At 67.4% G+C, this 20010-nt stretch carries 24 protein-coding genes; 14 read left to right on the top strand and 10 right to left on the bottom strand.

What is annotated here, in order from left to right:
- Nucleotides 1-18 precede the first annotated feature (18 nt).
- The 3 genes from ACU4E7_RS19195 to ACU4E7_RS19185 all read left to right on the top strand — a co-directional run bounded on the left by ACU4E7_RS19195 (nt 19) and on the right by ACU4E7_RS19185 (nt 2543).
- A complete protein-coding gene (locus ACU4E7_RS19195) occupies nt 19-339 on the top strand; it encodes a 2Fe-2S iron-sulfur cluster-binding protein (RefSeq protein ID WP_238122926.1) in 321 nt (106 codons plus the stop codon).
- 69 nt (nt 340-408) lie between these two features.
- Nucleotides 409-1281: a glutamate racemase gene (gene murI / locus ACU4E7_RS19190; RefSeq protein ID WP_238122925.1), complete on the top strand. Its 873-nt coding sequence runs from the start codon at nt 409-411 to the stop codon at nt 1279-1281.
- A 17-nt stretch (nt 1282-1298) separates the two neighbouring features.
- Nucleotides 1299-2543, top strand: a complete 1245-nt coding sequence (locus tag ACU4E7_RS19185) for a lytic murein transglycosylase (RefSeq protein ID WP_447019835.1) — start codon at nt 1299-1301, stop codon at nt 2541-2543.
- A 6-nt stretch (nt 2544-2549) separates the two neighbouring features.
- Here the strand turns inward: ACU4E7_RS19185 and ACU4E7_RS19180 are convergent, their stop codons facing one another.
- The gene (locus tag ACU4E7_RS19180; protein ID WP_447019834.1) at nt 2550-3260 is read right to left on the bottom strand and encodes a type 1 glutamine amidotransferase; all 711 of its coding nucleotides are present in this window, start codon (nt 3258-3260) and stop codon (nt 2550-2552) included.
- Nucleotides 3261-3616: 356 nt separating this feature from the next.
- On the opposite strand from ACU4E7_RS19180, the gene rpsD reads away from it, so the two are divergent.
- Nucleotides 3617-4234: a 30S ribosomal protein S4 gene (rpsD, locus tag ACU4E7_RS19175; protein ID WP_447019833.1), complete on the top strand. Its 618-nt coding sequence runs from the start codon at nt 3617-3619 to the stop codon at nt 4232-4234.
- Nucleotides 4235-4334: 100 nt separating this feature from the next.
- Here the strand turns inward: rpsD and ACU4E7_RS19170 are convergent, their stop codons facing one another.
- Entirely contained in the window at nt 4335-4658 is a 324-nt protein-coding gene (locus ACU4E7_RS19170) for a DUF1476 domain-containing protein (protein ID WP_238122921.1), read from the bottom strand.
- 432 nt (nt 4659-5090) lie between these two features.
- Between ACU4E7_RS19170 and purC the strand changes: the two genes are divergently transcribed.
- The 8 genes from purC to ACU4E7_RS19130 all read left to right on the top strand — a co-directional run bounded on the left by purC (nt 5091) and on the right by ACU4E7_RS19130 (nt 10588).
- The gene (purC, locus tag ACU4E7_RS19165; protein ID WP_238122920.1) at nt 5091-5885 is read left to right on the top strand and encodes a phosphoribosylaminoimidazolesuccinocarboxamide synthase; all 795 of its coding nucleotides are present in this window, start codon (nt 5091-5093) and stop codon (nt 5883-5885) included.
- A gap of 179 nt (nt 5886-6064) precedes the next feature.
- Nucleotides 6065-6304, top strand: coding sequence for a phosphoribosylformylglycinamidine synthase subunit PurS (purS, locus tag ACU4E7_RS19160; RefSeq protein ID WP_238122919.1), 240 nt, complete (start codon nt 6065-6067; stop codon nt 6302-6304).
- Between the two features lie 41 nt (nt 6305-6345).
- Nucleotides 6346-6573, top strand: coding sequence for a hypothetical protein (locus ACU4E7_RS19155; protein ID WP_447019832.1), 228 nt, complete (start codon nt 6346-6348; stop codon nt 6571-6573).
- 6 nt (nt 6574-6579) lie between these two features.
- Nucleotides 6580-7278: a phosphoribosylformylglycinamidine synthase subunit PurQ gene (gene purQ / locus ACU4E7_RS19150; protein ID WP_238122917.1), complete on the top strand. Its 699-nt coding sequence runs from the start codon at nt 6580-6582 to the stop codon at nt 7276-7278.
- Between the two features lie 46 nt (nt 7279-7324).
- Nucleotides 7325-9520, top strand: a complete 2196-nt coding sequence (purL, locus tag ACU4E7_RS19145) for a phosphoribosylformylglycinamidine synthase subunit PurL (RefSeq protein ID WP_447021670.1) — start codon at nt 7325-7327, stop codon at nt 9518-9520.
- 39 nt (nt 9521-9559) lie between these two features.
- The gene (locus ACU4E7_RS19140) at nt 9560-9793 is read left to right on the top strand and encodes a BolA family protein (RefSeq protein WP_238122915.1); all 234 of its coding nucleotides are present in this window, start codon (nt 9560-9562) and stop codon (nt 9791-9793) included.
- A gap of 146 nt (nt 9794-9939) precedes the next feature.
- On the top strand, nt 9940-10278 hold the full coding sequence (gene grxD, locus ACU4E7_RS19135) for a Grx4 family monothiol glutaredoxin (RefSeq protein WP_238122914.1): 339 nt from the start codon (nt 9940-9942) through the stop codon (nt 10276-10278).
- A gap of 10 nt (nt 10279-10288) precedes the next feature.
- Nucleotides 10289-10588, top strand: coding sequence for a hypothetical protein (locus ACU4E7_RS19130; protein WP_447019831.1), 300 nt, complete (start codon nt 10289-10291; stop codon nt 10586-10588).
- A 73-nt stretch (nt 10589-10661) separates the two neighbouring features.
- Here ACU4E7_RS19130 and purB read toward each other — a convergent pair whose 3' ends face one another.
- From purB to ACU4E7_RS19115, 3 genes are all read right to left on the bottom strand, one after another.
- Nucleotides 10662-11969: an adenylosuccinate lyase gene (gene purB, locus ACU4E7_RS19125; protein WP_447019830.1), complete on the bottom strand. Its 1308-nt coding sequence runs from the start codon at nt 11967-11969 to the stop codon at nt 10662-10664.
- Nucleotides 11970-12094: 125 nt separating this feature from the next.
- Nucleotides 12095-13390, bottom strand: coding sequence for a DNA polymerase IV (locus ACU4E7_RS19120; RefSeq protein WP_447019829.1), 1296 nt, complete (start codon nt 13388-13390; stop codon nt 12095-12097).
- A 20-nt stretch (nt 13391-13410) separates the two neighbouring features.
- The gene (locus tag ACU4E7_RS19115) at nt 13411-13734 is read right to left on the bottom strand and encodes a DUF3572 domain-containing protein (RefSeq protein WP_447019828.1); all 324 of its coding nucleotides are present in this window, start codon (nt 13732-13734) and stop codon (nt 13411-13413) included.
- An 87-nt stretch (nt 13735-13821) separates the two neighbouring features.
- Between ACU4E7_RS19115 and ACU4E7_RS19110 the strand changes: the two genes are divergently transcribed.
- Nucleotides 13822-14190, top strand: coding sequence for a response regulator (locus ACU4E7_RS19110; RefSeq protein ID WP_238122909.1), 369 nt, complete (start codon nt 13822-13824; stop codon nt 14188-14190).
- Between the two features lie 601 nt (nt 14191-14791).
- Here ACU4E7_RS19110 and ACU4E7_RS19105 read toward each other — a convergent pair.
- Both ACU4E7_RS19105 and moaA read right to left on the bottom strand, forming a co-directional pair.
- Complete coding sequence (locus tag ACU4E7_RS19105; protein ID WP_238122908.1) at nt 14792-15769, bottom strand: DMT family transporter; 978 nt, start codon at nt 15767-15769, stop codon at nt 14792-14794.
- Between the two features lie 274 nt (nt 15770-16043).
- A complete protein-coding gene (moaA, locus tag ACU4E7_RS19100; protein ID WP_447019827.1) occupies nt 16044-17099 on the bottom strand; it encodes a GTP 3',8-cyclase MoaA in 1056 nt (351 codons plus the stop codon).
- Nucleotides 17100-17294: 195 nt separating this feature from the next.
- On the opposite strand from moaA, the gene ACU4E7_RS19095 reads away from it, so the two are divergent.
- Nucleotides 17295-17666: a gamma-butyrobetaine hydroxylase-like domain-containing protein gene (locus tag ACU4E7_RS19095; protein ID WP_447019826.1), complete on the top strand. Its 372-nt coding sequence runs from the start codon at nt 17295-17297 to the stop codon at nt 17664-17666.
- 100 nt (nt 17667-17766) lie between these two features.
- Here the strand turns inward: ACU4E7_RS19095 and rpmG are convergent, their stop codons facing one another.
- From rpmG to ACU4E7_RS19080, 3 genes are all read right to left on the bottom strand, one after another.
- Complete coding sequence (gene rpmG, locus ACU4E7_RS19090) at nt 17767-17934, bottom strand: 50S ribosomal protein L33 (protein WP_238122905.1); 168 nt, start codon at nt 17932-17934, stop codon at nt 17767-17769.
- 133 nt (nt 17935-18067) lie between these two features.
- Nucleotides 18068-19228, bottom strand: coding sequence for an MFS transporter (locus ACU4E7_RS19085; protein WP_238122904.1), 1161 nt, complete (start codon nt 19226-19228; stop codon nt 18068-18070).
- A gap of 47 nt (nt 19229-19275) precedes the next feature.
- Complete coding sequence (locus tag ACU4E7_RS19080) at nt 19276-20010, bottom strand: NUDIX hydrolase (RefSeq protein WP_238122903.1); 735 nt, start codon at nt 20008-20010, stop codon at nt 19276-19278.

Below are 20010 nucleotides of genomic sequence, written 5' to 3'. Positions count from 1 at the left end.
CGCTGGTACGGCAAATTCATGGTCGCGATCACCTTTGTGGAATTCAACGGAACCCGCCATTCGGTCGAGAGCCCGGAAGGCGCGACAGCCATGGAAGCGGCGGTGCGCAATGGCGTGCCGGGGATCGTCGCCGAATGCGGCGGCGCCTGTGCCTGCGCCACCTGCCACGTCTATGTGGACGCGGCCTGGGCGGAGAAGGTGGGCGCGCCCTCCGAGATGGAGGAGGGCATGCTGGATTTCGCCTCCGACGTGCGGCCCACGTCGCGGCTGTCCTGCCAGATCAAGCTGACCGCCGAGCTCGACGGGCTGGTGCTCCACACCCCTGAAAACCAGGGCTGAGCGGGCGAGCGATACCTTTCCTTTACGGAGCCGGCGCCACACTGTCGCCCGCGCCGTTGAGGATAAGCGATGACCATTGTCACTGCTTGTGCAGAGAGAGTCGCTGCTGTGTCGCCTGTTTCCCACCCGGCGCCGACCATCCTCGTGTTCGATTCCGGCGTCGGTGGTCTGTCGGTATTCCGCGAGGTGGCGCGCGCGCGCCCTGACGCGTCCTTTGTCTACGCCGCCGATGACGCCGGCTTTCCCTATGGCGGCCTGAGCGACGCGGCGCTGGTGGCGCGGGTCGATGGCGTGGTCGACCGCCTGATCGCCTTGACCCGGCCGCAACTGGTGGTGATTGCCTGCAACACCGCCTCCACCGTGGTTCTGCCGAGCCTGCGGGCGCGCCATGCCCTGCCGTTCGTCGGTACCGTTCCGGCGGTGAAGCCGGCCTGTGCAGGCTCGCGGAGCGGACGGGTGAGCATTCTCGCAACACCGGGCACCGTGCGCCGGGACTATACCGCCGGCCTCATTCGCGAATTCGCCGCCCATTGCGAGGTCACCCTGGTGCCGAGCGTGCATCTGGCCGAGATTGCCGAGGCCGAGCTTGCGGGCCGGCCGGTACCGGACGCAGTGATCCAGGCGGAAATCGCCCCCTGCTTCGTGGCTGAAGACGGCCGCCGCACCGATACGGTGGTGCTGGCCTGCACCCACTATCCCCTGCTGCTGCACCGGCTGCGCCGATTGGCGCCGTGGCCGGTGGACTGGGTGGATCCCGCCCCCGCCATCGCCCGGCGCGTGGTGCAGCTGTTGGGCCCCGCCGACGCGGGTGAGGGCCCTGCCGCGCCGGTGCGGCTCATCTCCACCGCCCGCCCGCTCGATGCGGCGCAGGTGAGCCGGGTGGCCGCGCGGCAGGTGCGCCCGCCGGAAATCCTCGCCCCGCCGCTGGCGGTGGCCAGTTGAACAGATAGGAGAATTGCATGGCCGTTCGGGTCGACCGCCGCGCCGTCTCGTTCGGTCTTCTGGGGCTGGCCGCCGCCGCCGCGTGGCCGCAGGCGGCGCTGGCGCAGAAGGCGGCCAAGCCGTTTCCCGCCTGGGTGCAGCAGTTCCGCGCCAAGGCCCGCGCCCGCGGCATTTCCGATGCCACTTATGATGCGGTGTTCGCCGGCTTGAAGCCGGACACCAGCGTTTATGCGCAGGATCGGGCGCAGCCGGAGTTCACGGAGCAGACTTGGCAATATCTCAATCGCCGGGTCTCCGACTGGCGCGTCGCCACCGGCCAGGAGCGCGCCCGCCAATATGCCGGGCTGTTCAGCCGGATCGAGGAGACGTTCGGGGTCGATCGGCGGGTGATGCTCGGCTACTGGGGCATGGAGAGCGCGTTCGGCGACGTGCTGAGCAACCCGGCGCACATGAAGCCGGTGTTTCCCTCCCTCGCCGCCCTGGCCTGGGGCGAGCCCCGGCGCCGGCGCTATTGGGAAACCGAGCTTCTCAACGCGCTGGTGATCGTCCAGCGGGGCTGGGGTACACCGCGGGAGATGACCGGCTCTTGGGCCGGCGCCATGGGCCATACCCAATGGATGCCCGAGGTGTGGCTGAACATGGGGGTGGATTTCGACGGCGACGGCCGCATTTCCCCCTTCGGACGCCCTGATGATGCCCTGGCGGGAACCGCCAACTATCTGGTGAAACGCGGCAAATATCGCCGCGGCGAGCCGTGGGGCGTGGAAGCACGGCTGCCCGGCGCCTTCAATACCGACCTTGCCGACAACAAGACCAAGCGGCTGCTCTCCCAATGGGGGGACATGGGGGTGCAGACCATCGATGGCCGCTCCCTGGCGGGCTATGACGAGCCGGCGCGGCTGTGGCTGCCCGGGGGACCGGGCGGGCCGGCGCTGCTGCTGTTCCACAATTTCTATGCGGTGCGCTCCTACAACCCCTCGTCCAACTACGCGCTGGCCGTGGTGCATTTGGGCGACCAGATCATGGGGGAGGGGCCCTTCGTGACCCCCTGGCCCGGCGGCGAGCGGGCGCTGACCCTGGCCGAGGTTCAGGAGGTGCAGCAGCGCCTCACTGCCGCCGGTTTCAGCACCGGCGGCACCGATGGCCGCGTGGGGACCGCCACCATGCGTGCGGTCCGCGCCTTCCAGCAGCGGGCCGGCATCACCCCTGACGACGGCTATGCCTCACTGCAGGTACTCACCGCCCTGCGCCAGGGGCGGTGAGGGGGCTCAGCCGATCACACCCTTGAAGTTGGCATAGAGCTGCCTCGCCGCGGCGGCGAACGCCGGCATCTTCTCCCGCGTCACCGTTTCGAGGGCCTGCTGGCCGCCGGGGCCGGTGATGGCTTCCAGGGCTGAGCGGTATTCCGGGATGACGCCCCATTCGGGCACCGTGTCGTCGGTCAGCTCCACGTGATACTGGATGCCGAAGGCGCGCTGCCCCACCTGGATGGCCTGGATGGGGCAATGGGCGTTCTCGGCCAGCACCGTGGCGCCGGGCGGCAGCGCCAGCACCGCCGCGCCATGCCACTGCAGGGTGGGGAAGGTGGGGCCGAGGCCGGTGAACAGGGGCGCGGCGCGGCCGGCTTCGGTCAGGGTCACCTCGGTCACCCCCACCTCGGGCTTGGCCATGAGGCCCACCTGGCCGCCCAGGGCATCGGCCAGCAGCTGATGGCCGAGGCAGACGCCGAGATAGGGCCGGTCCTTCGCCACCCATTGACGGATGGCGGCCTTTTCCGGCACCAGCCAGGGGTTTTCGGCCTCCTGCCATACGTCCATGGGGCCACCGAACACCATGAGCGCGTCATAATCATCGAGCGGGGGAATGGGCTCGCCCGCATCCAGCTCCACCGGATGCCATTGGATGCCGTCGGCCTTCAGGAAATCGCGGAAGCGGCCGGGATGCTCGACGGCCACGTGCTGAAAGACCAGGATCTTCATGGGGCAGGCTCCAACGGCACGACGCCGAGGATGGCATCGCGGGGGCTTTGGGAACGGTGGAGAAGCTAAGCCCTGGGCCGGCCGCGACAAGGCCAAAGCGGGGGCAGGGCCCCGAGACATAAGCGCGCGAAGCCCCGCGCACGTTGACTCACATGCCGTGAACGCTTATGAGGCCGCTACCTTGCGGATCGGCGACGGTCCACGAGGTTTTTCACATTGGCGTTTCACGCACCCGTGGCTTCGAGCGGCAGCGCGCTGCTTGGGCCTGTCAGTGGAAATCCGGCGCGCCGTTGGCGGGCCGCTTCCACAGAGGAGGGGCGCGATCCCAGCACGAACAAAACAAGGATCCGCGTTACATGAGCAAGCGCATTGCGGCCAAGCACAAGATCGATCGCCGTATGGGCGAGAACATCTGGGGCCGCTCCAAGAGCCCGGTGAACCGTCGCGAATACGGTCCCGGCCAGCACGGTCAGCGCCGCAAGGGCAAGCTGTCCGACTTCGGCGTGCAGCTGCGCGCCAAGCAGAAGCTGAAGGGCTATTACGGCTCCGTGGGTGAGAAGCAGTTCCACGCCATCTACGTGGAAGCCTCCCGCATGAAGGGCGACACCGGCGCCAACCTGATCGGCCTCCTTGAGCGCCGCCTGGATGCCGTGGTGTATCGCGCCAAGTTCGTGCCCACCATCTTCGCCGCCCGCCAGTTCGTGTCTCACGGTCACGTGAAGGTGAACGGCAAGCGTGTGAACATCCCCTCCTATCAGGTGAAGGTGGGCGATGTGGTGGAGGTCAAGGAAGCCTCTCGCCAGATGACCCTGGTGCTGGAAGCCCAGCAGCTCGGCGAGCGCGACGTTCCCGACTATATCGAGCTGGACGCCGGCAAGCTGGTCGCACGCTTCTCGCGCGTGCCGGAGCTCAACGAGGTGCCCTATCCGGTTCAGATGGAACCGAACCTCGTGGTCGAGTTCTATTCGCGCTGATCTTGCGCGACACGAAAAAGGCCGCCGGGAGGCGGCCTTTTTTATTGCCCGCTGTGTGGCGAGCGGGAGAGCCTTGGCCGCTCCCGCCAGCGCTGGGCGTTCAGCTCCCGGACTTCATCTCCTGGGAGGCGACGGCCAGCAGCTCTTCCATGGTCCGGCGAATCTGGTGATCGGAGATCGCGACGCCCTTGGCGTCGAAGTCGGTCCGCAGCTTGCGGAAGACGTCCTCGTCACCGGCCTCTTCGAGGTCGGAGATGACCACTTCCTTGGCGTAGGCCGCCGCAGCCTCACCCTCGAGGCCCAGCTTCTCGGCCGCCCAGAGGCCGAGCTTCTTGTTGCGGCGAGCGAGAGCCTTGAAGCGGGTCTCCTCGTCCAGCGCGAAGCGCCCCTCGAAGCCTTCTTCGCGCTTGTCGAACGTGGTCATGGCTGCCCTCTTCCTGACGATGTCGTGACCGGCTCGTGACCGGGATTGGTTTGCGCGACGCTGGGGCAGGGCCCGCCACATCGCGCGCGTGCCTTGAATATAGGGCGCCTCCGCCTAGATCAACGGCAGTGAGGCATCGCACACCACGATGCTGCCCCATGTCGCGGCTTCTGTCGCGGCTTCTGACGGGCGGCTGACGTCGCGCGGATGGCGACTCGCCGCGCGGCCCGCTACGCGCACCCTGTCGGAAGGGCAGGTGAGGTGTCCGGATGGGGATTTGCCGGCTCGGCGTGCAACCAATGCCTCATTGACGCAGTCGCGTTGTATCCGGGGCCGTGATCGGCTAGTGTCCGCTCGGGCTCGGCGTGAACTGCTCAACAGCCACCCGCGCCCCGCCGAGGAGCGTCACCAGAACGGAGCCTTGGCACACCCATGGATTTCCTCAATCGACGGTATACCCCCATGTCGCGCCGCCGCCGCATATACGAAGGCAAGGCGAAGGTCCTCTATGAAGGTCCTGAGCCCGGCACCCTCATCCAGCACTTCAAGGATGACGCGACCGCCTTCAACGCCAAAAAGCACGATGTCATCGATGGCAAGGGCGTGCTCAACAACCGGATTTCGGAGTATGTCTTCTCCCGGTTGAACGACATTGGCGTTCCGACTCACTTCATCCGCCGGCTCAACATGCGCGAGCAGTTGATCCGCGAGGTGGAGATCATTCCGCTCGAAGTCGTGATCCGCAATGTGGCGGCCGGCTCGCTGTCGACTCGCCTCGGCATCGAGGAAGGCACGCCGCTGCCGCGCTCGATCATCGAGTTCTATTACAAGAACGACGCGCTCAACGACCCGATGGTGTCGGAAGAGCACATCACGGCGTTCGGCTGGGCCACCACCCAGGAGATCGACGACATCATCGCCCTGGCGATCCGCGTCAACGACTTCCTGACCGGCCTGTTCCTCGGCGTCGGCATCCGTCTTGTGGACTTCAAGATGGAATGCGGCCGCCTGTGGGAAAACGACATGATGCGGATCGTCGTGGCCGACGAGATCAGCCCCGATTCGTGCCGGCTGTGGGACATCAAGTCCAACGACAAGATGGACAAGGACCGGTTCCGTCGCGACATGGGCGGCCTCGTGGAGGCCTATACCGAAGTGGCGCGCCGGCTCGGCATCCTGATTGAGCCGGAACCCAGCCAGGGCAAGGGTCCGGTGCTGGTCAAGTGATCGCGCAGGTCTGGATTGACGCCGGCAGGCGTTGAGCCGGAACAGTGAAAAGTGCTAGGCGGGGGCCCGACAGGCCCCCGTTTGCATTGAACGGTGGTCTGCAGGTCCGCTGACTGAGCCCGTTGCCCGCGCGACAGGCGCGGGGCAGATCCAGGCGAATGCCAACGCGAGAAGGTGTCATGAAGGCCCGCGTCATTGTCACATTGAAGTCCGCTGTGTTGGATCCGCAAGGCAAGGCCATCGAGGGCGCGCTGCGCTCCCTGGGCGTGAACGGCGTGCAGAGCGTGCGCCAGGGCAAGGTGTTCGACGTCGAGCTGGCCGGCAACGACCAGGCCACCGCCGAGGCCGCCCTCAAGGAAGCCTGCGAGAAGCTGTTGGCCAACACGGTGATCGAAACCTACCGAATCGAGTTCGCCTGAGGGTGTGCTAAGCTGTCTGCCGGTGCCGCCGAGGGGACGCCATGGCTGAGGTCGCGAGCGAACTGATTCACGAGGTCCCGAAGTCGATGCGAGGCCGGTTCGACCCGATGACCCTCAAGCTGGATGGTGTCCGGCGGGAGATTTCGGCCATCAGCACCCATCTCGCTGGTCTCCAGCAGAATATGAACACTGTCTACGGCGTGCTTGCCCGCCAGGATGCGCGCCTTGAACGCATCGAACCCCGGCTCGATCTTGCCGACGCCCATTGAGAGATCATGAAACCTGCCGTCATCCTCTTTCCCGGCTCCAATCGTGAGCGGGATGCCGCGCGTGCCCTCAAGCTCGTCGCCGGCGCCAAGCCGAACATCGTCTGGCACGCGGAGCATGAGCTGCCGGCGGGCACCGATCTGGTGGTGTTGCCGGGGGGCTTCTCCTATGGCGACTATCTGCGCTGCGGCGCCATCGCCGCCCGCGCCAATATCATGACTGCGGTGCGGGCCCATGCCGCCAAGGGTGGCCTGGTGCTGGGCATCTGCAACGGCTTCCAGATCCTGTGCGAGGCCGGGTTGCTGCCGGGCGTGCTGGTGCGCAATGCGCGCCTGCGCTTCGTCTGCCGCGAGGTGCTGCTGCGGGTGGAACGGGCCGATACGGCCTACACCAAGGCCTATCGCAAGGGCGACCTGATCCGCATTCCGGTGGCGCACGGCGAAGGCAATTACACGGCGGATGACGCCACCATCGCCCAGCTGGAGCATGAGGGGCGCGTGGCGTTCCGCTATGCCCGTGCGGATGGCCAGATCGACGAGACCGATGGGCCCAACGGCTCCATCAACGGCATTGCCGGCATCTATTCCGAGAAGTTCAACGTGCTCGGCATGATGCCGCACCCGGAAGACTATATCGAGCCGGAAATCGGCCCCACCGACGGGCGTGGCCTGTTCGAGAGCCTCGCCGGCGCCTTGAAGGCGGCGTGAAACGCGCCCCAATTCGGATCGACACGCTGTGACCCTTCTTCCCAACATGCCCCGCATCACTCCGGAACTGGTGGCCGAGCACGGCCTGAAGCCGGAGGAGTACGATCACTTCGTCAAGCTCATCGGCCGCGAGCCGTCCATCACGGAGCTCGGCATCGTCTCCGCCATGTGGAACGAGCACTGCTCGTACAAATCCTCCAAGGCCTGGCTGCGCACCCTGCCCACCACCGGTCCGCGGGTGATCCAGGGCCCCGGCGAGAATGCCGGTGTGGTGGATATCGGCGATGGGCAGGCCGTGGTCTTCAAGATGGAGAGCCACAACCATCCGTCCTTCATCGAGCCCTACCAGGGCGCGGGCACGGGCGTGGGGGGTATTCTGCGCGATGTGTTCACCATGGGGGCGCGGCCCATCGCGGCCTTGAACCTGCTGCGCTTCGGCGATTGCCACAACACCCGCACCCGGCGCCTTTTGGCCGGCGTGGTGGCCGGCATCGGCGGCTATGGCAATTCCTTCGGCGTGCCCACGGTGGGTGGCTCGGTGGGATTCCACAAGCGCTATAACGGCAACATTCTCGTCAACGCCATGGCGGTCGGTCTCGCCAACACCAACGAGATCTTCTACGCCGCCGCCACCGGCGTCGGCCGCGCCATCGTCTATCTCGGCTCCAAGACCGGCCGCGATGGCATCCACGGCGCCACCATGGCGTCCGCCGAGTTCGGCGCCGATGCCGAGGAGAAGCGCCCCACCGTGCAGGTGGGCGACCCCTTCGCCGAGAAGCTGCTGCTGGAAGCCTGCCTGGAGATCATGCAGAAGGGCTGCGTGGTGGCGATCCAGGACATGGGTGCCGCCGGCCTCACCTGCTCAGCGGTGGAGATGGGCGCCAAGGGAGACCTGGGCGTGGAGCTCGACCTCGACGCCGTGCCGTGCCGCGAAACCGGCATGAGCGCCTATGAGATGATGCTCTCGGAAAGCCAGGAGCGCATGCTCATGGTGATTGCCGACGGCAAGGAAGAAGAGGCCGAGGCCATCTTCAAGAAGTGGGGCCTCGACTTCGCCATCGTCGGCCGCACCACCGACACGCTGCGCTTCGTGGTGAAGCACAAGGGTCTGGTGGAAGCCGATCTGCCCATCAAGGAGCTGGGCGACGAGGCGCCGGAATACCGCCGGCCGTACGTGGAGCCGGCCGAGCGCCCCGTCATCAAGCCGGAGGATGTGCGCAGCCCGCTGTCGGTGGCGGACGCCCTGGAGCGTCTCATCGCTTCGCCGGACCTGTGCTCCAAGCGCTGGGTGTGGGAGCAATACGACCACCTCATTCTCGGCAACACCGTGCAGCGCCCCGGTGGCGATGCCGCCGTGGTGCGGGTGGAGGACGGCCCCAAGGCGCTGGCCATGACCACCGACGTGACGCCGCGCTATTGCGAGGCGGGTCCGTTCGAGGGCGGCAAGCAGGCGGTGGCCGAGGCGTGGCGCAATCTCACCGCGGTCGGTGCCACCCCCATCGCGGTGACCGACAACCTGAATTTCGGCAATCCCGAGAAGCCGGAGATCATGGGCCAGTTCGTGGCCTGCGTGAAAGGCATCGGCGCGGCCTGCGAGGCGCTCGATTTCCCGGTCGTGTCGGGCAATGTGAGCCTCTACAACGAGACCAATGGCCAGGGCATCCTGCCGACCCCGTCCATCGGCGGCGTCGGCCTCATCGACAATCTTGCGGAGACCATGACGCTGGATTTCAAGGCCTCCGGCGAGCCGATCCTGCTGATCGGCAAGACCGAGGGCTGGCTCGGCGCCTCGTCCTTCCTCGCCACCGTGTGTGAGCGGGAAGAAGGCGCGCCGCCGCCGGTGGATCTGGTGGCCGAGAAGCGTAACGGCGACTTCGTGCGGGCCCTCATCCGCGACGGAATCGCCACCGCCGTGCACGACATTTCCGATGGCGGCCTGCTGGTGGCCGTGGCGGAGATGGCCATGGCCGGGCATCTGGGCGCCACGCTGGAAGCGCCGCCCGAAGGCATGGATGCCAACGCCTGGTGGTTCGGCGAGGACCAGGCCCGCTACGTGGTCACGGTGCCGTCGGGCCAGACCGCCGAGGTGGTGCGCCATGCCCAGGCAGCGGGCGTGCCGGTGCTGAAGATCGGCAAGACCGGCGGCGATCGCTTGATCCTGCCGGACGACCGCTCGATCATGGTCGAGGCGCTTCGCGATCGCCACGAGACCTGGCTGCCCATCTACATGGGTGCGTCCTGAACGGGCGCACCCCTCACTTCCGCGGAGGATCCACCGGCCATGCCCATGCCCGCCAGTGATATCGAGCAGCTCATCAAGGCGGCGTTTCCGGATGCCTCTGTGGTGATCGAGGATCTCGCCGGTGACGGCGACCACTATGCCGCGCGAATCGTCTCCGAGGCGTTTCGCGGCAAGAGCCGGCTGCAGCAGCACCAGATGGTCTATGCGGCGTTGAAGGGGAACATGGGCGGCGTGCTCCACGCGCTCGCCCTCCACACTTCGGCGCCGGCCTGAGGCCACGATGCGCCCGACACCGCGGAGGGCGGTGCGCGGCCGCGCGTGCGCCGCGCTGCACAAGCGGCCTTGAACTTTCCGCGGTGAGGGTCGATCTTTAGCTGAGAGGGCCGGCTCATTCGGTCCGCGAGATTGGATTTGATCCCATGAGCATTCGCGAAGACATCGAAGGCATCATCAAGTCGAGCGACGTGGTGCTCTTCATGAAGGGCACCCCGCAGTTCCCGCAGTGCGGTTTCTCGGGTCAGGTGGTGCAGATTCTCGATCACGTGGGCGTACCCTTCAAGGGCGTGAACGTGCTCGAGAACGACATGATCCGCCAGGGCATCAAGGAATACTCGAACTGGCCGACCATTCCGCAGCTCTACATCAAGGGCGAGTTCATGGGCGGCTGCGACATCGTCCGCGAGATGTTCCAGTCGGGTGAACTCATCCCCATGCTGGAAGAGAAGGGCGTCGCGATCCGCGACAAGGCCATCGGCTGATCGGCCCATCGTGACTGCTGTTCCGGCGCCCACGCGCGCTTCGAAGGTGGTGGTTGGCCTCGGGCTCCTGGCCGATGCGGCGCTTGTGGTGCTGCTGCTGGCGATTTCCGGGTTCGTCTTCGGTGGGCCGGAAGGCGCCGGGGGCGAGATGTCGGCGGTCGTCGGCTGGTCGCTGACCCTGGCGGTGTGCATCCTCTCGCCGCTGTTGGGGCTGCTGATGTGGCGCCGCGGCCGGGTCGATCTGGCCCTCGCCATGACCTGGTTGCCGGTGGTGGCGCTGCTGGTGGGCTGGATCATGACCACCTTCTGAGCCAGCCGCTGGTGTCCGCAGACTAAAAAAGGCCCGCCATCCGGCGGGCCTTTTCATTTGTGCGCGGAACCGCTCAGGCGTGGCCGAACACCCGCTTGAAGATGGTGTCCACATTCTTGAAGTGGTAGCCGAGATCGAACTTTTCGTTGATGTCGTCTTCGGCAAGGAATTTGCGCACGTCCGCATCATTGAGGAGGAAGGTGCGGAAGTCGCCTTCGCCGCGCCAGACCTTCATGGCGTTGCGCTGCACGAGGCGATAGGCGTCCTCGCGGCTGGCGCCCTTCTGGGTGAGGGCGAGGAGCACCCGCTGGGAGTGGATGAGGCCACCCAGCTTGTCCATGTTCTTCTGCATGTTGTCGGTGTGGACCACCAGCTTGTCCATGACGCCGGTGAGGCGCGCCAGAGCGAAGTCCAGGGTCACGGTGGCATCGGGGCCGATCATGCGCTCCACGGAGGAGTGGGAGATGTCCCGCTCGTGCCACAGGGCCACGTCTTCCAGCGCCGGCGTCACATAGGCGCGCACCATGCGGGCAAGGCCCGTGAGGTTCTCGGTGAGCACCGGATTGCGCTTGTGCGGCATCGCCGAGGAGCCCTTCTGCTCCGGCGAGAAATATTCCTCGGCCTCCAGCACCTCGGTGCGCTGCAGGTGGCGCACCTCGGTGGCGAGCCGCTCCACGGAGGAGGCGACCACGCCCAAGGTGGCAAAGAACATGGCGTGGCGGTCGCGGGGGATAACCTGGGTGGAAACGGTCTCCACCTTCAGGCCCATCTTGGCGGCCACATGCTCTTCCACCCGGGGATCCACATGGGCGAAGGTGCCCACCGCGCCGGAGATGGCGCAGGTGGCGATTTCCTCGCGGGCCGCCGCGAGGCGGGCGCGGGCGCGCTGGAACTCAGCGCTGGCGATGGCGAGCTTCACGCCGAAGGTGGTGGGCTCGGCATGGATGCCGTGGGAGCGGCCCACCGTGGGGGTGAGCTTGAACTCGAACGCGCGCCGCTCCAGCACCGCCAGGAGCTTGTCCACATCGGCGATGAGCAGGTCGGCGGCGCGGGTGAGCTGCACCGCGAGGCAGGTATCCAGCACGTCGGACGAGGTCATGCCCTGGTGGACGAAGCGCGCCTCGGGGCCGATGAACTCGGCCAGATGGGTGAGGAAGGCGATGACATCGTGCTTCACGTCCCGTTCGATGGCGTCGATACGGTCGATGTTGAACTCGGCCTTGCCGCCGAGCTCCCAGATCTTGGCCGCGGCCTCCTTGGGCACCACGCCCAGCTCGGCCAGCGCGTCGGCGGCATGAGCCTCGATCTCGAACCAGATGCGAAAGCGGGCTTCGGGGGACCAGATGGCGGCCATTTCCGGCCGGCTATAACGGGGGATCATCGCAGCACTCGTCATGTCTTGATCAAGGGTGCGCTCTAGCAGATCAGCGCCGGAAAGAGTAGGGCGACGCGCGCATTCGCTCCCGCCGCGCGCCGGCAGATGGCGAATGGCGGCCCCACGGCGGCCTAGCGTCCCTTCCGGCGGCCGCCGTGGTCGCTGCCGAGCATCAGCCCGCGCGAGACGGCACCGCGTCCGAATTTCGCGGTGAGTGCGTCCATGGCGCTCTCCGCCGCCTTGAGGCGCTCGGTGCCCGTATCCACGAGGTCGGCCGGATCCGCCTCGCTGGCGGGGCACAGCTCCGAGACGCCGACGCCGATGAGGCGGAAGCGGCTGCCATCCACCTCCTTCTGCAACAGCTCCTGGGCGTGGGCATAGATGCGCCCGGCGAGGCAGGTGGGGGTCTCGAGAGTGCGCGAGCGGGTGCGCAGGCGGAAATCGCCGGTCTTGAGCTTCAGCGTCACCGTGCGCCCGGCGATGCCGGCCTTCTTGAGCCGCGCGCTCACCTCTTCCGACAGGCCATAAAGCGACTGCTCCAAAGGCCGCAGGGCGGCAATGTCGGTGTCGAAGGTGGTTTCGGCGGAGACGCTCTTGGCCTCCCGGTGCGGCTCCACCTGGCGCGTGTCGATGCCGTGGGCGAGGCGGGCCAGCCGCAGCCCCTCCGCGCCGTAGCGGCGCGCCAGCTCCGCGGCGTCGGCCCGCTGCAGATCGCCGATGGTGTGGAAGCCATCGCGGTTGAGGCGGCTGCCGAAGGCGGCGCCGACGCCCCAGATGAAGGTGACCGGCCGTGGCGCCAGGAAGGCGGGCGCCTCGGCGGCGCCGAGCACGGAGAAGCCGCGGGGCTTATCGAGGTCCGAGGCGGTCTTGGCCAGGAATTTGTTGGGGGCAAGGCCCACCGAAACCGTGATTCCCACCTGCTGTTCCACCTCGCGCGCGAAGCGGGCCAGGGTGCGGGCCGGGCTGAGCCCGTGCAGGGCCGTGGTGCCGGAGAGATCGAGAAAGGCCTCGTCGATGGAGAGGGGCTCCACCAGGGGCGTCAGTGCCTGCATCATGGCCCGCACCTGACGCCCCGCGATGCGGTATTTCTCCATGTTGGGGGGCAGGATCACCGCATCCGGGCACAGCGCCTTGGCCTTGAACATGGGCATGGCCGAGCGCACCCCGCTGATGCGGGCGATGTAGCAGGCGGTGGAGACCACCCCGCGCTTGCCGCCGCCGATGATGAGGGGCACATCGGCGAGGGCGGGGTTATCGCGCTTTTCCACTGCGGCGAAGAAGGCGTCGCAGTCCACATGGGCCATGCTGAGGTGGTCGATCTCTCCGTGGCGCACCAGTCGCGGGCTGCCACAGGCGGCACAGCGCGGCCCGCTCGCCGCATCGGCGAGGCAGTCGCGGCAGAAGCCGGGGGGCAGGGCGGCAGCCATGGCCACGCTCCGGGCAGGGCCTAGAGCCGACGCACCGGCGCGTCGGGATCGAACGGCGGGGCAAGAATGTCGTGGGCGGCCACCACATGCTTGGGATCGAGCTTCTGGTCGGCGGCGAAGGCCAGCAGCATGGCTTCATCGGAAAGCAGGAAGGCGAGCACCCCGGCGCCGAAGCCGGATTTGCCGGCGGCCTCGCGCAGGCTGGCGGGGCTGAGGCCGGTTTCGCCGAGGAATCGCACCAGGCGCTCCCCGTCCGCGGCGATGAAGGAGAGGGCGCTCACCGCCACCTCCTGGGCCGCGGCCCGTTGAGCGTCCAGGCCTTTGGGCTTTTCTTGAATGGGCATTTGCGCTTCCGCAAGGAATGGGTTCTAGCTGTGCCCATTCCAGCACGTTCGCGGCGGGCTGCGAAGCACGGAGCGGGGATAGGACCCATGTCGAAGACGGTCATGATCGTGGAGGACAACGAGCTGAACATGAAGCTCTTCCACGACCTGCTGGAGGCCCATGGCTACCGTACCGTGGAGACCCGCACCGGCGTGGAAGCGGTGGAGCTGGCGCGGGCCAATCGCCCCGATCTCATCATCATGGACATTCAGCTGCCGGAAATCTCCGGGCTCGACGTGACCCGCAAGCTGAAGGCGGATCCGGAGCTGAAGGCGATTCCCGTGGTGGCCGTCACGGCATTCGCCATGAAGGGCGACGAGGAGCGCATCCGCGCGGGGGGCTGCGAGGCCTACCTGTCCAAGCCGATCTCGGTGGCGAAGTTCCTGGAAACCGTGCGCCACTTCGCCGGAACGTGAGCGGGCCCTGTAACCCGGCCCGAATTCGGCAGCTTTCCCTTTTTCTGGGGTTGCGCTACACTTTTTAAATGATGCAGTCGGCGGCGCGGCTGCAGGCTTCTGACCGCTCTGCTGCGATGAACCGCGAACGGTGGCGCACCACCGGCGTTGCGGCCGCGACGGCGGGCCGAGAGATTTCGAGACAACCCTACGGAGTGCTCAGGTCCGCCGCATCTCCTGGGTCCGTGGGGTTTGGCCGGTGGGTGAGCGATGACGGGAGGCCTCCCCGCGCGCTCCCCACCGGCCAGCCTATCCTCTGCCCGGTTCATGCCGCTGCCGTGCATGCGCCGCCTGGCGCACCCCTCAACTGGCGCACCCCTCCAAAAGCGGGCCGAAGGTCCCACTGAAAGCCTCGTCCCACGCAAAGCCTCGTCCAGGGCGGGCAGAAGGCTGGCTGATGCTGTCCGGTCGGTGGCCGGGCGCTGCGCGCGCAAGTCCAGGTGTGGTGAAGACCGGCGCATAGGCGCGGCGGCGCCGATTCGGAGCGTCGGCGCCGGGCCAGTCGACCGCCGTAGCGGTCTCGTCCGTCGTGGTCGCCGGCTTGCCTTGGGCGGTCCCTGCCTCAGTCCTTCGGTGCCGCGCAGGCCGCGGCCGCATGGGCCATGGCGCTGCCGCCGGCGGCGACGCAGGCCGCCGCCCGGCGGGCATTGCGGGCCCGCACCTGTTCCTGGCGAATGGCATAGAGGCCGGCGCCCACCACCAGCACGATGCCGACGCTGGTCCACGCATCCGGCACATCGCCGAACACCAGATAGCCCGAGAGCAGCGCGCCGAAGACCATGAGGTAGCGCAGCGGCGAGATGGACGCGACGGGCGCGTGGCGGAAGGCGTACACCAGTAGCAGGGTGCCCCCGGCGAAGGCGGTGCCGGCCAGCAGGAGATAAAGCACCGTCCGCAGAGCCGGCAGATGCCAGGGCTCCCAGATGGCGAAGGCGCCGGAACACACCAGCAGCACCAGCACGGCGGAGGCGCTCACCACGGGTCCGGGAATCTCCAGGCCGATGCCACGGGTCATCACATCGCGCACCGAGCTGCAGAAGGCGGCGATGAGCGGCAGAAGGGCTATGAGGGAGAAGGTGGCCGGATCCGGCCGGGTGACGATGACGGCGCCGCTGAAGCCGATGACGATGGCGCACCAGCCGCGCAGACTCACCTTCTCGCCCAGCATGGGCACCGCCAGGGCGGTCGTGAGCAGGGGCGCGGCCATGTAGATGGTGGTGCTGGAGGCGATGGGCATCACCGCCAGCGCCGCCACATAAAGGAAGGTGGTGAGGGAATCGAGGATCGAGCGGCCGAGCACCCGGGGGTGCGCCGCCAGTGGCAAGGCCGGCAGATCGCCGGAGCGGGCCACCAGCGCCAGCAGCAGCACGGCGGAAACGGCGGTGCGCAGGAAGATGGCCTCGCCGAGGGGCAGGGTGCCCACCGCCAGCTTGAGGCAGGTGTCGTTGGTGATGAAAAGACCCATGGCCACCGCCATGGCGAGAACGCCCTTCAAGCCCGAATTCGTGAGGTTGGCGCTGGTCTGAGCCGGGGTGGTCATCTTGGGTCCTTGTCCGGCGGGTGCCGGCATGCTGCTTCGTCCGGCGGGCGGCCGGCTGGGTCTGCCCCGGCTGCGGAGCCTGGCGCGCGCCGTGATGGGCGCATGGCCGTGAACCCCAGGCGGCGCCGGGCCGTCTGCACAGGGATAGCTGTCGTTTGGTAAGATTTAGCTTATTCGCCCGCGGCTTCGCCGTGCCGAATTCGAGGCCCTGCAGGCACCGACGTGCATGGCGCGCATGCCCATGCCATGTCTTCGCCGCAATTGGGCAGGCGGATCAGCCGCCGGTGGCACTCATGTGCCGCTGCAGCGCTGGCTGGCGATGGGTGCGGTCGATGACGAAATCGTGGCCCTTGGGCTTGCGCAGGATCGCCGCATCGATGGCCGCCTGCAGCAAAGCATCGTCGGCGGAGGCCCGCAGCGGGGCGCGCAGGTCGGCCGCGTCTTCCTGGCCGAGACACATGAACAAGGTGCCCGTGCAGGTCACACGCACCCGATTGCAGCCCTCGCAGAAATTATGGGTGAGCGGGGTGATGAAGCCCAGCCGGCCGCCAGTCTCCTTCACGTCCACATAGCGCGCCGGGCCCCCGGTGCGGTGGCTGCTCTCCGTGAGGGTATAGCGCTCGGCGAGCTCGGCCCGCACCGTGGTGAGCGGCACATATTGATCCAGGCGATCCTCGCCGGTGTCGCCCAGCGGCATCACCTCGATGAGCGACAGGTCATGCCCCTCGCCATGGGCCCATTCCATCAGGCCGCTGATCTCATGCGCATTTACGCCCTTGAGGGCGACCGCGTTGACCTTCACATGAAGACCGGCCGCCTTGGCCGCGGCAATGCCGGCCAGCACCCGGTCCAGGTCGCCCCAGCGGGTCACGGCGCGAAACTTGGCGGCGTCCAGCGTATCCAGGGAGACATTCACGCGCCGCACGCCGCAGGCGGCGAGGTCGGCGGCATAGCGGGCGAGCTGCGAGCCATTGGTGGTCAGGGTCACCTCGTCCAGCCGCCCGCTCTCCAGGTGCCGGGAGAGGGCGCGGAACAGGGTCATCACATCCCGCCGCACCAGCGGCTCGCCGCCGGTGAACCGCAGCTTGCGCACCCCGCGCATGACGAAGGCCGAGCACAGCCGGTCCAGTTCCTCCAGGTTCAGCAGCTCCGGTTTGGGCAGGAAGGTCATGTGCTCCGACATGCAGTAGACGCAGCGGAAATCGCAGCGGTCGGTGACCGAGACGCGCAGATAGTTCACAGCGCGCCCAAAGGTGTCCACCAAGGGGCCGGCAGCCTGGGCGGCCGCCGCATTCGGCCGGTCGATCAGATCCCGTAACGCGCCACTCACCGCAACCACTCCGTCGCATCCATCCCGCATCGTGCACGACCCGCTGCGCGCGAGGCGCGCCTGGCGCCCCGACGCTGCGGACTTCGACCTTTGAGGTCTTATATCGTATGCCATGGAATGATGAACAGGTGGGGCGGCGCACATTCGCGTGGCCGTCCTCCTGCAGCGGCCGCAGCGGCCGGAAAGGACAATGCGATGACCGTGGAGACGACCCCGGCCGCCTGGCCCACGGAGATCCGCCTGGGCGAGGACAAGCGCACCCTGCGGCTGGCCTTCGACGATGGCGCCGCCTTCACGATTCCGGCCGAGCTGCTGCGGGTCGAAAGCCCCTCGGCGGAGGTGCAGGGGCATAATCCGAGCGAGAAAATCACCGTGCCAGGCAAGCGCGCCGTGCGCATCACGGCGGTGGAGATGGTGGGTAATTACGCCATTCGCCTGACCTTCGACGATGGCCATGCCACTGGCATCTACCCCTGGGAGCTCCTGTACCGCTATGGCCGGGAGCAGGAGGCCATGCTCGCCGCCTATGTGGGCGCGCTGGAGAAGCAGGGCCTCACGCGGGATTGAGGGCACCCGTGCGGTCGGCCTGCCGCGAACAGCAAAAAGGGCGCCCGAGGGGCGCCCTTGGCCGATCAGAGTCGCGCGGCGCAGGTGCGCCGCCGCAGACTCACTTGATCTTCGTCTCGCGGAATTCCACGTGCTTGCGCGCCACCGGATCGTACTTCTTGAGCACGATCTTGTCGGTCTTGGTGCGGGAGTTCTTCTTGGTCACGTAGAAGGAGCCCGTGTCGGCGGTGGACAGGAGCTTGATCTTGATGGTTGCAGCCTTGGCCATGTCTTGATCCCTGGGTGCCGCTTGTGGCGCGCGGGCCGTTACGGCGTTGCCGGTCAACGGCGAAAAGAAAGTCGAACGCGCTGCCGGACAGGCGGCTCGTGGGGGCGGAAACTCTCTCAACCGCCCTTGAATGTCAAGGCCTGCCCGCAGTTGCCCCCGCCGCGCGGGCGACGCCATAACGAATGGCGACGACCACCGCATAGCCGCCCAGCATGGCGGCGATCACGTAAGCGAAACCATAAGGGTCGTAGGCATCCATGCCGGCGCCGGCCAGCGGCGGGCCGATGATGAGGCCGACCGAATAGAGCATCACGAACGCCGCATTGGCGGCGGCCAGCGCTGCCCCATGGAATCGCGCGCCCAGATGGGCGAGCCCCACCGTGTAGAGCGAGCCGGCGATGCCGGTGGCGATGAACACCGTGACGAGGAAATCCCAACCGCCCACCGACATGAGCGGCAGCACCCCGGCACCGATGGCGCCGACAGTGGCGCAGGTGAGCAGCACCAGGCGCCGGTCCACCCGATCGCTGACGAGGCCGAGGGGAATCTGGAAAGCCACATTGCCGAGCACCGCCACCGTCAGCAGCAGGGAGGCGCCGGAATCAGGCAGGCCCAGCCGTACGCCATAGAGCGGCAGGAAGCTCATCACCGAGGTTTCGATGGCGCCGAACACCAGGGCCGCCAGCAGGGCCGTGGGCGATTTGCGCAGAAAGGCCATCACCCCATGGTGTTCGCCATCCTGGATTTTCGGTGCCATGCCGTTGGCCAAAAGAATCGGGATGGCGCCCAGGCACAGCACCACCGCGCCAGCCACATAAGGCGGCCATCCGGTTGTGCCGGTGACACTGAGGATGATGGGCCCGAGCGCCGCGCCGATGGAGAGGGCGGTGGCATAGATGCCCATGATGAGGCCGCGCCGTCCCGGTGGCGCCACCGCATTGATCCAGAACTCGCTCACCGCGAACAGGATGCACAGCGTGGCGCCGAACACGAAGCGCAGCGGGAACCACACGGGGAAGGAGGGAATCGCCTTGAACGCCAGCAGGGTGGCGGCGGTGATGGCGATGGACAAGGTGAGCAGCAGCCGCACGCCCATCCGCCGCACCAGCAGCGGCACGAAGGGGGCGGTGGCGACCGTCGCCACGCCGGCCACGGCGGTGTTGATGCCGATCAGGGTGCGCGAGACACCTCGGCTTTCCAGCTCAAGGGCGAGCAGCGGAATCGAAAGGCTGATGCCCACCCCCACCACCGCGATGGCGGAGATGGCGGCGGCAATGGAGGCGGTCCGGCTCATCTCAATGGCCGGCTCCTGCGGAGCGTGCATGGGGTCGGGGAATCCGGTCAATCAAGCAGGGTACGTTGGAAGCGTCCGTTGCGCATGGCGTAGGACGGCACCGGCAGGCGGTTGTGGAAGCCGGCTTCGATCCGGGCGGCGAGCTCCTCGATGACCACGCGGGTCACGGTGGGCAGCTCCAGCGCCTTGGTTTCATCGAAGGTGAGCCAGCGCAGGTCGATGAACTCGGCGTTCTCCCCCACCTTGCCGGGCTCCTCGTCGCAGACCGCATTGGCATCGGCCGCGAAGAAGCGGGTGTCGAAACGCTTGGGGCGCCGCGGCGGGGTGATGGCCCGCGCCACGTAGGTCAGCGCCTCCAGATTGGGGAAGATGCCCCGTTCGGCGAACGCCTTCCAGTCGTCGCACGGCACCTCTGGCGCGCCGAGGTCCTTGGTGCCCAGCAAGAGGCCGGTTTCCTCATAGAGCTCGCGAATGGCGGCGGCCGCGAGGCCGCGCGCGCGCACTACGGTGGGGCGCTGAAACCCGGCCATCAGCCGGCGCTCGCTGTCCGGATCCACCACGCCGAACACCGGCATGGTCTTGTCGAATCGCTCGAGGCGCCCGCCCGGAAAGACGTAGACACCGGGCAGAAACTTCATGTTGGGGTGGCGCCGCCCCATCAGAACGCGGGGCTCCTTGCCCTTGCGATCCAGCAGAATGATGGTCGCCGCGTCCTTGGGGCGCTGGTTCGGCCAATCCTGGCGACGCTCGGCATTGGTGAGGCGCGTGGCGAAATCGGTCAT

The sequence above is a fragment of the Xanthobacter sp. ZOL 2024 genome (genome assembly GCF_052932325.1).
The sequence above is the reverse complement of the archived record's forward strand: the minus strand, read 5'-3'. Positions and strand labels throughout refer to the sequence as shown.